The 13,393-nt window shown below is 65.4% G+C and carries 12 protein-coding genes; 4 read left to right on the forward strand and 8 right to left on the reverse strand.

Annotation, left to right across the window (positions count from 1 at the left end):
• Nucleotides 1-73: 73 nt before the first annotated feature.
• The 3 genes from N825_RS19655 to N825_RS36690 all read right to left on the reverse strand — a co-directional run bounded on the left by N825_RS19655 (nt 74) and on the right by N825_RS36690 (nt 3,294).
• On the reverse strand, nt 74-1,666 hold the full coding sequence (locus N825_RS19655; protein ID WP_037455850.1) for a sensor histidine kinase: 1,593 nt from the start codon (nt 1,664-1,666) through the stop codon (nt 74-76).
• Between the two features lie 67 nt (nt 1,667-1,733).
• Complete coding sequence (locus N825_RS19660; RefSeq protein WP_051512662.1) at nt 1,734-2,588, reverse strand: response regulator transcription factor; 855 nt, start codon at nt 2,586-2,588, stop codon at nt 1,734-1,736.
• 16 nt (nt 2,589-2,604) lie between these two features.
• Nucleotides 2,605-3,294 (reverse strand): hypothetical protein, encoded by a 690-nt coding sequence (locus tag N825_RS36690; RefSeq protein ID WP_157619411.1) that lies wholly within the window; start codon nt 3,292-3,294, stop codon nt 2,605-2,607.
• Nucleotides 3,295-4,061: 767 nt separating this feature from the next.
• On the opposite strand from N825_RS36690, the gene N825_RS36695 reads away from it, so the two are divergent.
• The 3 genes from N825_RS36695 to N825_RS36700 all read left to right on the forward strand — a co-directional run bounded on the left by N825_RS36695 (nt 4,062) and on the right by N825_RS36700 (nt 6,419).
• Entirely contained in the window at nt 4,062-5,063 is a 1,002-nt protein-coding gene (locus tag N825_RS36695) for an ATP synthase subunit B family protein (protein ID WP_157619413.1), read from the forward strand.
• Nucleotides 5,060-5,497 carry a phage holin family protein gene (locus N825_RS19675; RefSeq protein WP_037455853.1) on the forward strand — a complete coding sequence of 146 codons (438 nt, stop codon included), beginning with the start codon at nt 5,060-5,062 and terminating at the stop codon, nt 5,495-5,497. The genes N825_RS36695 and N825_RS19675 overlap by 4 nt, the downstream gene beginning before the upstream one ends.
• A 100-nt stretch (nt 5,498-5,597) precedes the next feature.
• Complete coding sequence (locus N825_RS36700; protein ID WP_051512636.1) at nt 5,598-6,419, forward strand: hypothetical protein; 822 nt, start codon at nt 5,598-5,600, stop codon at nt 6,417-6,419.
• A 385-nt stretch (nt 6,420-6,804) separates the two neighbouring features.
• Here the strand turns inward: N825_RS36700 and pstB are convergent, their stop codons facing one another.
• The 4 genes from pstB to pstS are packed head-to-tail and all read right to left on the reverse strand — an operon-like array spanning nt 6,805 to nt 10,586.
• On the reverse strand, nt 6,805-7,653 hold the full coding sequence (gene pstB, locus N825_RS19685; RefSeq protein WP_084164889.1) for a phosphate ABC transporter ATP-binding protein PstB: 849 nt from the start codon (nt 7,651-7,653) through the stop codon (nt 6,805-6,807).
• Between the two features lie 2 nt (nt 7,654-7,655).
• Nucleotides 7,656-8,498, reverse strand: coding sequence for a phosphate ABC transporter permease PstA (gene pstA, locus N825_RS19690; RefSeq protein ID WP_084164903.1), 843 nt, complete (start codon nt 8,496-8,498; stop codon nt 7,656-7,658).
• Nucleotides 8,499-8,503: 5 nt separating this feature from the next.
• Nucleotides 8,504-9,484: a phosphate ABC transporter permease subunit PstC gene (gene pstC, locus N825_RS19695; protein ID WP_037455861.1), complete on the reverse strand. Its 981-nt coding sequence runs from the start codon at nt 9,482-9,484 to the stop codon at nt 8,504-8,506.
• Between the two features lie 22 nt (nt 9,485-9,506).
• Nucleotides 9,507-10,586, reverse strand: coding sequence for a phosphate ABC transporter substrate-binding protein PstS (gene pstS / locus N825_RS19700; RefSeq protein ID WP_037455864.1), 1,080 nt, complete (start codon nt 10,584-10,586; stop codon nt 9,507-9,509).
• 674 nt (nt 10,587-11,260) lie between these two features.
• Here pstS and N825_RS19705 point away from each other — a divergent pair.
• Complete coding sequence (locus N825_RS19705) at nt 11,261-12,706, forward strand: sensor histidine kinase (RefSeq protein WP_051512637.1); 1,446 nt, start codon at nt 11,261-11,263, stop codon at nt 12,704-12,706.
• A 1-nt stretch (nt 12,707) separates the two neighbouring features.
• Here the strand turns inward: N825_RS19705 and N825_RS19710 are convergent, their stop codons facing one another.
• The gene (locus N825_RS19710) at nt 12,708-13,193 is read right to left on the reverse strand and encodes a single-stranded DNA-binding protein (RefSeq protein WP_037455866.1); all 486 of its coding nucleotides are present in this window, start codon (nt 13,191-13,193) and stop codon (nt 12,708-12,710) included.
• Between the last annotated feature and the right edge of the window lie 200 nt (nt 13,194-13,393).

The raw sequence follows: 13,393 nt of genomic DNA on the forward strand, positions 1-13,393 counted from the left end.
CCATCCCCACGATATCGGGGCGACGTTGGGACTGATGTGTCAATGCTGTGATATGCCGAGGGCACGGCACCAATCAGTGGGCCATCGGCAGGTCGACCCGTATCAACAGGCCACCTGTCTCGCGGTTCCGCGCGATGACCTTGCCGCCGATCGCCTCGATGTTCCGCCGCACGATCCATAGACCGATGCCGAAATGGAGCGAATCCCCGGTGCCGGCCGGCTGGACCGGCTGATCGAACGGGACGATCGAAGATCCGCCATCCGTCCCCGTCGCGTCCATCGTCCTGTGTTCCGCCGCGTCGTTCGACTCGCGCTGCGAGAAATACCGTTCGAAGATCCGCTCGATATGCGCCGGATCGACGCCCGGCCCCTCGTCCTCGACGGTCAGCACAGCCATGGCCCCCGACCGCGCCAAGCGAACCTGGATGCTGGCGTCTGGTGGCGAGAAGCTGATCGCGTTCTCCACGATGTTCTCGACCACGGTCTCCAGCAGGTCCTCGCCGGCACGGACGACCACGTGCGGAGTGATCAGCAGCCTCAGATGCAGGTGCCGCTCGGCGAGCAGGCCGGCGTAGCCGCTCAGCATGTCCTCCAGCAATTCCGACATGTCGACCTTGCGGCGCGGCGGTTCCAGCAGGTCGGCCGCCGCCTCCTCCATGCGCCGGGCGAAGGACACCAGCCCGTCGAGCCGGTCCAGCGAGCGGTCGATCATGACGATGGCGCGCGGGCCGCGGCCATCGTTGCCCGGGATGATCCGCTTAAGCGGTTCCAGCGACTGCCGGATCACCGCGATCGGCGTCTTGAACGCGTGGGCGTTGTCCTCGGCGGCGCGGCGCAGGTTGTCCGCCGAACTGCGCAGCGTGTCGACCAGACGGTCGAAATCCTCCGCGACGCTCCGCAGTTCCGGCACGGTGTTCTGCTCGGCGAAGGACGGCCGTCCACCCTCGTGGTTGCCGATCTGGCGCGCCAGCGATCCGAACCGGCGCAGATTGCTCCAAACCCCCAGGAACAGCAGCAGCACCAGGGCCGCCATGCCGAGGTAAATCAGCGCCGCGGCCTGGACCTCCGGCGTCTGCCAATAGGGCTGGCCGATCGACGAGCCGAGATATGTGGGCGTGGAGTGCGACGTGACCACGGCCCAGCAGCCGAACGGGCTGTTGATCGGCGTGATCGAGGTCAGCACCTCCAGCGCGCCGGTCGCCGTCTGGAGCCGGATCGCCAGCGGCTGGTTGCCGCTGCACGTGTCGGCCAGCCGGGCGAGGATGCCTTGCTCGAGCAGGCGCTGGCGCTCGATGTCCAAGTTGACGTTGGGCGCCTGGGGCGCCGCGCCGACGTAGTAGAATCCCTGCGCGCCCGGCACCGCCTTGGGCCTGAGCAGCAGTTTCAGCCGGGTGTTCTCGTCCGCGAACCGGGACAGTTCCTCGCCCAGGCGCGGCAGCAGGCTGGCGTCCGCCTTGGCGAGCAGCGGCTCCAACGCGCGGGCGATCAGCTGCCCTTGCTGCTGGGCGCTTTGCAGCAGCAGCGTCTGCTTGTCCTCGTCGGCCGCCCGGAACTGCTGGTAGATCAGGATGGGCACGGCGATGAAGACGACGGAGACCAGCACCAAGCGGCTGGCCAGCGAGCGGAGGAGCCAGCGACCGCCGGTTCGGGCTCGCGGTTGCTCCATCAGGACCTGGCCCTCTTCCCCGCGATCTTGGGGCCCGCGACCTGGAAGCGTGGCGAACGGGATGCCGTCAACTCAAGCCCCCGCTCAAACCCCCGCCGTGACCCCGCAGATCGTCGTCACCACCATCCATGTCGCCGCCAACCGGATCATCGCTCCAGCGGTAGCCGAAGCCCGGATAGTTGTCGATCAGGTCGAACTCTCCATCGACCATCCGGAACTTCTGGCGGATGCGCTTGATGAAGGCGCGGACATTGGCGCGGTAACCGGCCGGACCATAGCCCGCGACGAAGCCCTTGCCATGAACGAGGTCGTAGATCTCGCGGTACGAGATGTCCTCGCCGGGGCGCGTCGCCATCAGGCGTACGATGTTGAACTCGGTCAGTGTCAGGTCGACCCGCGTGCCGCGCCAGAACGCCCGGCTGCCATCGAGCCTCAGTTCCAATTCGCCCCGGTTGAACAGATTGGGGTTGCCGCCGCCGGCATTAGCGGGAGCGGTGCCCGGCTGCTGCGAGCCCGGGATCGCGGTGGCGTCGCCGCCTTCGTCCGGTCCGGTCTTGCGTCCGCCCAGGATCAGTTGCATCCGCTTCAACAGGATCGGCAGCGACCGCGATTTTTCCACGAAGTCCACGGCGCCGCCAGCCAGCGCCGCCTCCTCGTAGATCTGGTCCGACAGCACCGTCAGGAAGATCACCGGCACCTCGATGCCGCTCGCGCGCAATTGGCGCAGCACGTCGATGCCGTCCATCTTCGGCATCCGCCAGTCCAGCAGGACCACATCGGCGTTGCCACCGCGGAGGAAATAGTCGAGAGCCGGGGCGCCCCGGTCGAAGGGGATGACGTCGTATCCCTCGTCGGCCAAGTTCATGCCCAGCGATTCCCGAAAGAGGTCGTCGTCGTCGACCAATGCGACCTTGGATGGCATGATGCCGATCACCGGGTTAGTTGATGCGATTGCCATGGGCCGTCTGACGGCCTGAAGCCTGGGCGAGGAGTTGTGCGAAGCACCGTTCATGGACATTGGGGGCATCGTCGCTGCTCGTCAGTTCATAGGAAAGGGCACGGAAGTTCTGCGTTGTCATCTCCATGAAGAAGAAGACGCGCAAGACGCAGGAGGGCGTGGCGTATTGCCAGTATTTCGCGGGCGGCACATCCTCGGTCCAGGATGGCTCACCGAGCAGCCGAACGGTGGCTTGTTCGTCCAAACCGACCAGAGCCTTCGGCCCCGGATGCTCCGACGGGGCCGAATTGGCGCTGGAGGGTGGTGCCGGAGGCGGCAAGGCCGAGGGCAAGCTTTCAGCTGGAGCCGGCAGGGGTTCGGGCAAAGGTGCCGCGGGAGGAACCAAAACGACGGAACCGGTGTTGGCCTGATGGGTTTCCGGATCCGCCCCGCCCCCCCGGTCGGCTTCCGCCATGTCGTCATGGGCCCGCGCCCCGGCGACCGAGGCGTCGGGTGCCGGCTTGCGGGCGACGGGAACATTGGCGCCAGACACGGCGGGAGGTTTGGGCTTGGTCTTCGGCACGGGGATCTGGGCGATATCGGCATTGATGGGTTTGGCTTCGGCCTGTGTCAACTGAAGGGGCACTGTAGCACCCCGCTCCACGCAAGCCGTCAGCATAATCGCCGACATTATGGCAATAGCCGTTAAATGACGCAATGAATGCCCCCGCGCGGAGACTTCCCCGCCTGTCCAGTGCAAGGCGTGCAGCACACCGGCCCGACAAACTTGTTTGTCGATATACAGGTTGTGCGGATCTGCATTTTATCGCCCAAAGTTATACAGCCTTACGTGCGGAGTTGGCTTCACCATCCGCGCTGTATACATCGTATGACTAATGAAGGGCAAACTGGTGAACAGAAGCTTAAGATTTTTCCCAATTCGGCCCCTTTACCACCATTGCGCTGGGGAAAAAACGACAGGCACGGCGGCAGCGTTAAGCGGATCGGGCGGCGGGGCGATACCCATCGCTCCCGCCGCCTCCCAGTCGGATGGGCAAAAGCGCTTTCGCACATCGCTTGGGCTGAAGAGCCCGGGGCGATAGGGGCTTTGCCATCGGGATATCCGACCGCTTTCCCGGATCATCCCGCGACGAACCGGGTTGACCAAGCCGTCTCCACCGTGCGTTGGGCCGTACACTGGAGTGGGTCCCCCGCACGATCCTCGACAACCTGGGACCGCTATACTGTCGATAGGGACAGGATGGGTCAAGAGGGCTGGATCGCCAAAGGCGTACGCATTCGGCGCGGACCTAACCCATTTGATAGGACGTCGGCGAACGATGTCGGAGTAAAGTATCTCAACCTGTTTGGAACTCAACTCCATCACTCGCTGTTGCTGCCACATCTGAACGCGTGAACGCACGCGGTTGAGAACAGCGTCATGAGGAGGTCTCGAATATGGCTACGCGCGACACGACTGGCTCCCCCGGTGGGTCCTTGGGCGGTGGTTCCTTGGGCGGCTCCCCGGGCAGTTCGACCGGGTCGGGGTTGGGCGCCTCCCGCACCGGCGGTCCTGGCTCCGGTGGTTCCAGCACGAATTCAACGGTGGACCAAGCCCGCGAGACAGCCGCCAACACCATCGACAAGGTCAAGCGCGAGGCCGAGTCCGAGGGTGGCCGTTTGGCCGGCGCCGCTCGCACCCGCGCCCGCTCGGCCTTCGAACATCAGCAGAACCGCGTGGCCGACAGCATCGGCAGCGTCGCCGAGGCGCTGCATCAGGCCGCCGACCAATTGAACGAGCGCAACGAGGACGTCGTCGCCCGCTACACCGACTCCGCCGCCCAGCGGATCGAGCAGTTCGCCGACAGCCTGCGCAACCGTGATCTGGACGATTTGGTCGGTCAGGCCGAGCAGTTCGCCCGCCGCCAGCCCGAGATCTTCCTGGGTGGCGCCGTTGTCGTCGGGTTCGCCATCGCTCGTTTCCTGCGGACTTCCGGTAGCCGGCAGGCCCGGTACCGGTCCGGCTCCGGCAGCGGCGCCACCTACGGCGGCTCCTACGGCGACCGGTCGCGGACGGAGCGTTCCACCGGTGGCTACCCCAGCGGCTCGGCCGGTGGCTCACAGGGCGGCACCGCTGATTTCGCCCGCCGTGAGACGGGAACCCGGAACTACTCGACCGGCTCCTCGTCGGCTGGCATGAGTGGCGCATCGATGGGCACGCCTCCGCTCGGTGGCGTGTCGCCCGGTGGACCGGCGGGAACGTCCGGCGTTTCGGGCACGGGTGCGGCGACGACGCCGGTGGGTTCGACTACGACGTCCATCGGGACCTCGCCGGGCGGAAGCTCGATGGGTTCGGGCCTCGGCACCACGCCGACCCCTTCGACCGGCACCACCGCCTCCACGGTGAAACCGGACACATTGTCCAAGGGCACCACCCCGCCGCGGGGGACCACCCCATGATCGGGCGGCCGGACGACAACCTCCGCGGATATGACGATGCCCAGCGGACTGGTGGCGACCGGCCGCTGACTGGCCTGCTGACCGAACTCGCCCAGGAAACCACCACCCTGGTGCGGAAGGAGGTCGAGCTGGCCAAGGTCGAGATGTCCGAGAAGGTCAACCAAGCCACTACCGGAGCCATCTCGTTGGCGGCCGGCGGCATGGTGGCCTTCGCCGGGCTGATCTTCCTCCTGCTGGCGCTGACCTACTATCTGGCGACCTTGATGGAGCCCTGGTTGGCCGCGCTGATCGTCGGCGGCGTCGTCACGCTCATCGGCATCGTTTTGGTGTCGATGGGCAAGAGCAAGCTGACCGCGCGCAACCTCCAGCCGAATCGGACCTTGTCATCCCTCCAGGACGACAAGGACTGGGCCAAGGCTCAGATGGGGCGCTGAGGCGGTCCCGATCAGGCCATCGAGTTTCCGTCACCGAAATCAGGGCGCGCCGTTTCCAACCGGAGACGCGCGGCGCCCACAACGAACCAGGCGGTATATCATGAACAGAACTTATTACGAGAACTACAGCAACTATCCCGACGACCGCGACGACGACAGCTCGATCCTCGGCAATCCCATTCCGCTGGCGCTGATCGGGCTTGGCGTCGGTTGGCTTGTCTGGAGCAACACCAGCCATCCCGGCGTCGACAACCGTTTGCGCGACGCGCGCCGCCGGGCCCGCCAGTACGGCAACACCGCCCTCCACCGCGCCAGCGAATTGCGCGATCAGGCGATGAACCGGGCCGGCGAGTTCCGCGACCAAGCCGTCAATCGGGCGTCCGAGCTTCGCGACCAAGTCTCCGACCGCGCGTCGGATCTGCGGGACCAAGCCGGCGACGCCACCCAGTCGATGCGCGACCGGGTCAAGAGCCAGACCGGCGGACAGCAGCGCCAAGGTTTCTCGGATTATTCGTCGAGCGACAGCTATGGCCGCCAGACCGACTACAAGGAGCGTGCCCGCCAGTATGGTGACAAGGCATCGCGCCGCGCCCGCCAGGGCTATGGCAGCGTCGTCAGCCTGGTCGACGAGCATCCGCTGATGGCCGGTGTCATGGGCATCGCCGTCGGTGCCGTGATCGGCGCCAGCATCCCGGCCAGCCGCTATGAGAACGAGTTGCTGGGCGATTACAGCGACGAGTTTTACAGCCGCGCCCGCGAGTTCGGCAGCGAGGCGGTCGATCGCGCCACCACCGTCGTCCGCACCGCCGCCGAAGCCGGTGTCGACGCCGCCCGCGACGCTGGTCAGGAAGAGGCCCAGAAGCAGGGTCTGACCGCCGAGCAGGTGGAAAAGCGCGCCGAGGAAAAGACCAACAACGCCTGATTGGCGGGTTCGGTCGGAACGATCAGGGAGGGGTGGCTTCGGCCATCCCTCTCTTTTTGCCTACTCGCTGATCCACAAACGAAAACGGGCCGCCCCATCCGAGGCGGCCCGTCTCGTACATGGTGCGGCCTGTCGTCAGCCGCGTGTCTGGCTCTGCGGTTTCACACCCTGGTCCGCGACGCCGTCGCTAACCGGGGCCTGCGCGGAGTGGGTCGTGTGCGAAGGGCAGGCACTGGCGACCCCAGCCATCAGAAGAGCCGAAACGCCAAACACAGCGGCAATGACCGGCTTTGCTCCATGAGACATTGGACCACCTCCTTTCGGTTGTTTGCAGATGGATTAAGGGTGGCACATTCACGGGCCGCGTCAAGACGCTTATCGCGGCTCAGCCAAAACGGCCGGTCACGTATTCCTCCGTGCGCTTCTTCTTGGGCGTGGTGAACAGCTCCTCGGTCACGCCGAATTCAATCAGTTCACCCAGATACATGAAGGCGGTGAAGTCGGACGCGCGGGCGGCCTGCTGCATGTTGTGGGTGACGATGCAGATCGTGTAGTCGCTCTTCAACTCGTCGATCAACTCCTCGATCTTGGAGGTCGAGATGGGATCGAGGGCCGAGGCCGGCTCGTCCATCAGCAGGACCGACGGGTTGACCGCGATCGCCCTGGCGATGCACAGACGCTGCTGCTGACCGCCGGACAGGCTGAGTCCACTCTGGTTCAGCTTGTCCTTGACCTCGTTCCAAAGCGCCGCCCGGCGCAGCGCCTGCTCCACCCGGCTATCCATCTCGTCCCGCGGCAGCTTCTCGTAGAGGCGGATGCCGAACGCGATGTTGTCGTGGATGCTCATGGGAAAGGGCGTCGGCTTCTGGAACACCATGCCGATCCGCGCCCGCAGCAGGTTAAGGTCGATGTTGGGCGACAGCAGGTTCTCGCCATCCAGCAGAACCTCGCCGACCGCGCGCTGGTTCGGATACAGGTCGTAGATCCTGTTGAGGATGCGCAGCAGGGTGGACTTGCCGCAGCCGGACGGACCGATGAAGGCGGTCACCCGACGATCGTAGATCGGCAGCGTGATCTTCTTCAGCGCCTCGAACTCCCCATAGAAGAAGCTGAGGTTCTTGATCGAGACCTTCTCGACCAGCTTGTTGGCCTCCATAGGCTTGCCGGTCGAGGCATCGCCCGCCACCGCCCGGCCCGCCGTGCCGCTCGTCAGGGAGAAGGAGGAGTTTCGCATGGTCAGCGTCCCTTGGAGCCGAGACCCGCCAGGAAGCGGGCGGTGATGTTGATGACGAGGATCATGAAGGTGATCAGCAGGGCGCCGGCCCAGGCCAGTTCCTGCCAATCCTCGTATGGGCTGAGCGCGAAGCGGAAGATGACCACCGGCAGGTTCGCCATCGGCGCGTTCATGTCGGTGCTCCAGAACTGGTTGCTCAGTGCTGTGAACAGGAGCGGCGCCGTCTCGCCGCTGACCCGCGCCACCGCGAGCAGCACGCCCGTGATCATGCCGTTGCGCGCCGCGCGGTAGGCGACCATCACGATCACCTTCCACTGCGGCGCCCCCAGGGCCGCAGCGGCCTCGCGCAGGCCGGCCGGCACCAGGTTCAGCATGTCCTCGGTCGTCCGCACCACCACCGGGATGACGATGACCGAGAGCGCCACGGCCCCGGCCCAGGCCGAGAAGTGGCCCATGGGAACCACCATGACGCCATAGATGAACAAGCCGATGATGATCGATGGCGCGCTCAGCAGGATGTCGTTGATGAAGCGGATGACATGGCCCAGCATGTTGCCGCGGGAATATTCCGCCAGATACGTCCCGGCCATGACGCCGATCGGCGTGCCGATCAGCGTCGCCAGCAGGGTCATGACGACGCTGCCGTAGATGGCGTTGAGCAACCCGCCGGCGATGCCGGGAGGCGGCGTGCTGAGGGTGAAGACGCTGGGGACCAGGGCTCCCAGGCCGTTGTACAGCAGCGTCCACAGGATGGCGACCAGCCAGAAGATGCCGAAGGCCGCCGCGGCCATCGACAGTCCCAGCGCGATCTTGTTGGTCAGGCGGCGCCGCGCGTAGATTTCCATCGGGATCATCCCCCCGCCCGCTTCCGCATGCGGAGCAGCATGATCTTGGCCAGGGCCAATACGGTGAACGTGATGAAGAACAGGATCAGGCCCAGCCCGATCAGCGACGAGATGTAAAGCTCGCCGACCGCCTCGTTGAACTCGTTGGCGATGGCCGCCGAGATCGTCGTGCCCGGCGCCATCAGCGATTTGCCGATCCGGTGCGCGTTGCCGACGACGAAGGTCACGGCCATGGTCTCGCCCAGCGCCCGCCCCAGCCCCAGCATGACGCCGCCGACCACGCCGACCCTGGTGTAGGGAAGCACCACCTTCCAGACGACTTCCCAGGTGGTGGCGCCCAGGCCATAGGCCGATTCCTTGACCATCGGCGGCACCGTCTCGAACACGTCGCGCATGATGGACGTGATGAACGGCAGGACCATGATCCCCAGGATCAAGCCGGCGGTGAAGATCCCGATGCCATAGGGCGGACCGGAGAAGATGTGGCCGATCAGCGGCAGCTTGCCGACCGTGTCGATCAGGAACGGCTGGAGCGTCTGCTGGAAGATCGGGGCGAACACGAACAGGCCCCAAATGCCATAGATGATGCTGGGAATGCCGGCCAGCAGCTCGATCGCCGTTCCGACCGGACGCTTCAGCCACGGCGGCGCCAACTCGGTCAGGAACACCGCGATGCCGAAGCTGGTCGGGACGCCGACGGCCATGGCGATCAAGGCGGTCATCAAGGTGCCGTAGATCGGCGCCAAGGCTCCGAAGCGATCGGTCACCGGGTTCCAGACCTCGGTGGTGACGAAGTCGAAGCCATAGGCGTTCAACGCCGGCAGCGAGCCGTGGACCAGCGTGAAGAACACGCCACCCAGGATCACGAGCACGGTGATGGCGAAGAAGGCCGTCGCCGACTTGAACGCCTTGTCCATCAAGCTCTGGCGTCTGGCTTGCCGGCCGCTGAGGACACGGGTTTGTGCGGGGATGGCTGTGTCGGTCATTGCTGAAAGTCCAGTCGCGGCGTCAACGCTGGTCGCCGTTCCACAGGGCTTCGCCGTTCACGTTGGCGAAACCGCTGGCCCAGGTTTGTTCGACCTGTTTCACGACGGTGTCGGGCATCGGAACATAGCCCAGATCCTCCGCCATCTTGTCGCCGTTCGCGTAGGCCCAGTCGAAAAACCGCAGCGCCGACCGCGACGCCTCGGCGTCTTTGGGCTCGCGCGGCATCAGGATGAAGCTGGCCCCCGTGATGGGCCAGCTTCCGGGGCCGGGCTGATTGGTCAGGATCACGTAGAAGCCGGGGTTCCGGGTCCAATCGGCCCCGGCCGCCGCCGCCTGGAAGGCTTCGCTGGCGGGGGCCACCCACTCGCCGTCGCGGCTTTTCAGGACGGCGTCGGTCATCTTGTTCTGCTTGGCGTAGGCGAATTCCACATAGCCGATGGCGCCGCGCGTCCTGCCGGCCATGGCGGCGACACCCTCGTTGCCGCGGGCGCCGATGCCGGCCGGCCACTGGACCGACGTGTTGCTGCCGACCTGCTCCTTGAACTCGGGGCTGACCTCGGAGAGGTAATTGGTGAACAGGAAATTTGTGCCCGATCCGTCCGCCCGGTAGATCGGGGCTATCGCCAAATCGGGAAGCTCCAGGCCCGGGTTCAACGCCTTGATGGCCGGATCGTCCCAGGTCTCGATCGTTCCGAGATAAATCTTGGCCAGCGTGGCTCCATCCAGCTTGAGCTGGCCTGGCTTGACACCCTTGACGTTGATGATGGGGACCACTCCGCCCATCAGCATCGGGAACTGGACCAATCCGGCTTTCTCCAGATCCTCTGGCTTCAGGGGACTGTCCGACGCGCCGAAGGTGACCGTCCGCTCCTTGATCTGGCGGATGCCGCCACCGGACCCGATCGCCTGGTAATTGACGCTGGTCCCGGTTTCCTGCTGATAGGCCTGGGCCCAGCGGGCGTAGACCGGGTATGGGAACGTGGCGCCAGCACCGGAGATGTCGATCGCCTGGGCCGGAAAGACAAACGCCATCGATCCGAGAACGGCGCCGGCGAGGCCTGGGATCGCGCCGCGCGCGACGGTCTTGGCGAAGATGGTCATCGGATCCTCTCACTCAATCTCAATGGGGCCTCGATGGGGCGGCCTGGAAGAGGCGGCGGGAAGAAAGTGCGACCCTTGATCGCCCATGGCCCGAGCGGATAACGGAAGAGCGGCGGCGAACGGCGAGCCTTCAAACACTCTTGACCAAACCTTCACATCTCATCGCCTCGGTCCATTCCCCCCGACGCCGGCGACATATGGGGCGGCGAGGGCGTCCGCCAACCGTCCGTAGGCGCACCGAAGCCCTATGTGCCAAATCACGTGTCGTCAGGCACGCGAAATCGGACATCACGCCGAAGCGGGGACCGCGGAACAAGCACCGCCACATGATCGCGGCGCGTCAGACTGGGATGATCGACCGGGCGTGCGGCATGGACACTGGCCGCCTGCCCTGACATTCCGGTCCGCGACGGATCGGGTCCCAACCATGTCCAAGCGACGAATTCCCATGTGATCGAACAGGCGGCGTCATGATTTGACACCTGTCGGACCGAGAGATGGGGCCGCGTAAGAAATACTATTTCAAGGATACGGTTTCATTCGTCAAAAGTTTCAAATCTTCTAGACCAATCGGTCCATTTCGATAACTTTCCATATTTTGGAAAGCTTATTCCCCCTTTGACGGTTAGCTATTGTACTGTTTCAAATGATGTCATGGTTGGGGAAGTGGCACGATGCTGGTGGGCGACAAGCGCACGAAGCGGGGTAAACGGCCCTGTGACGTCCGGAGCGAGCAAGTATCGCTGGTCGTCAGACAGCTGCCTCTCGTCTTGTCCGCGAATGTCATCAATCCCATCCTGATCGCCGCCATTCTGGCTGAAGTCGCGCCAGTCATCGAGGTCTCGGCTTGGGCGGCCCTTCTGGTCGGTCTGGCGGGCGCCCGGTTCATTCACTTGCGCGGGCGGGACACCGGCGTCCTGGCCAACTCGGACCCACGGCGCCTGACCCTGAGGTTGGCCGCCGCGTCCGGAGTTTCAGGATGCCTTTGGGGCGTGGGCCTCGCGATCCTTCTGCCCGAGCCCCTGCTCCACCGGCTGTTCGTCACCTTCGTCCTGGGGGGCATGGCGGCGGGAGCCGTCGCCACCCTGTCGCCGCTCCTGCCGGTGGTGACGGCGTTCCTGCTGCCCTGCATGCTGCCGCTGGCGCTGCGCTTGGCGATGGAAGGCGAGGACCCGGTCTATCTTGGGATGGGCGTGCTGGCGCTGCTCTTCACCGGCGGTCTCTGGCTGGCCGCCTGGAAGCTCAACGGCTGGATCACGGAGATGCTTCGCCTGAAGGCGGAAAAAATCGATCTCGCGGAGGAGTTGTCATCGGTGCTGGGCGATTTGGAGCGGCAGGTGGAACAGCGGACCGCCGACCTGCGCGCCGCCCGCGACGAGGCCGATCGCGCCAATCAAGCCAAGACCCGCCTGCTCGCCGCCGCCAGCCATGACCTGGGGCAGCCGTTCCAGGCCATGAGACTGTTCATCGACCTGCTGGAAAAGCAACTCGCGGGGTCGCGCCACGAGGAATACCTGCGCCGCTTGGCCCAGGCGCATGACAGTGGCGAGCGCATGCTGGCGAGCCTGCTGGACCTGTCCAGGCTGGAGACGGGTGCGGTCGAAGTCCGGACCGAGCCCTTCGCCATAAACCCGCTGCTCGAACGGCTGGCCGGGGAGTTCCAGCCATTGGCCTCCAGCCGGGGGCTTGGGCTCAAGGTGCGGTCCAATGGAGACGTCGTGGTCAGCGATCCGGTGCTGTTGCAGCAGATCCTGTCGAACCTGCTGGCCAACGCGCTCCGCTACACCCCGGCAGGCCGCGTGCTGCTGGCCTGCAGACGGCGCGGAGGACATCTCCGGGTGGAGATATGGGACACCGGCATTGGCATCCCGGCCGACCAGCTGGACGACATCTTCGAGGAGTTCCGCCGCATCGACCAATTGGAGCAGGCCGATTTTCGCGGGGTCGGCCTCGGCCTCTCGATCGTGCGCCGGACTGCCGCCTTGCTCGACCATCCCGTGACGGTCCGCTCCCGCCCCGGTCACGGATCCTTGTTCGCGGTCTCCGTCCCCGTCATGGCCCCAAGCCAGGGCGCGGCGGAGACCGCGGAACGACTATCCGGATCGACCCGGATCACCTGACTTAGAACGGGATCTCGTCATCCAGGTCCTGGTCGAAGGCCGGCTTGCCACCGCCGCGCGACGCGCCGCCGCCGCCGGCCCCACCGCGGTCGCGGTCGCCGCCACCCTGGTAGCCGCCTCCGCCACCACCGCCATAGCCACCGCCGCCGCCGCCTTCGTAGCCGCCGCCTCCGCCGCCTTCCTGCTTGCTGCCCAGGTCCATCTCATTGACCCGGACGCTCAGCTTGGAACCAGGGGTGCCGTCGCGGCGCTGGAATTCCTCCAGCTTCAGCTCGCCGCTGACAACGACCTTGTCGCCCTTCTTGACGTAGTTGGAGATCGACTCGGCGCGCTTGCCCCACATGGAGCAATCGACCCACTGGGTGGTCCGGCGCTCGCCGAACCCGATGTCGTTAGCGACCCGGAAGCTCAGCACCTTCTCGCCGCTCTGGGTGGTCCGCAACTCAGCATCGGCGCCGACGCGGCCACTGAATGTCCATACGTTCATGGTCTCTCTACTCCTGATCCGCTGGTGGCGCGGTGATGTCCTACCGTAGGCGGGAGAGGGGCCGAACGCAACGGGCGCCGGCTCTCTGGACGGAAGCGCAACGCACGACTCCAGCACAAACCAGCATCCCGGCGTTGACACCGGTGATTGGGCGAACGGAGAGTCGCAATTCGATCCCGCGTCGCACATATGTCTGTGGT

This window comes from Skermanella stibiiresistens SB22, from assembly GCF_000576635.1.
Taxonomy (GTDB): Bacteria; Pseudomonadota; Alphaproteobacteria; order Azospirillales; family Azospirillaceae; genus Skermanella; species Skermanella stibiiresistens.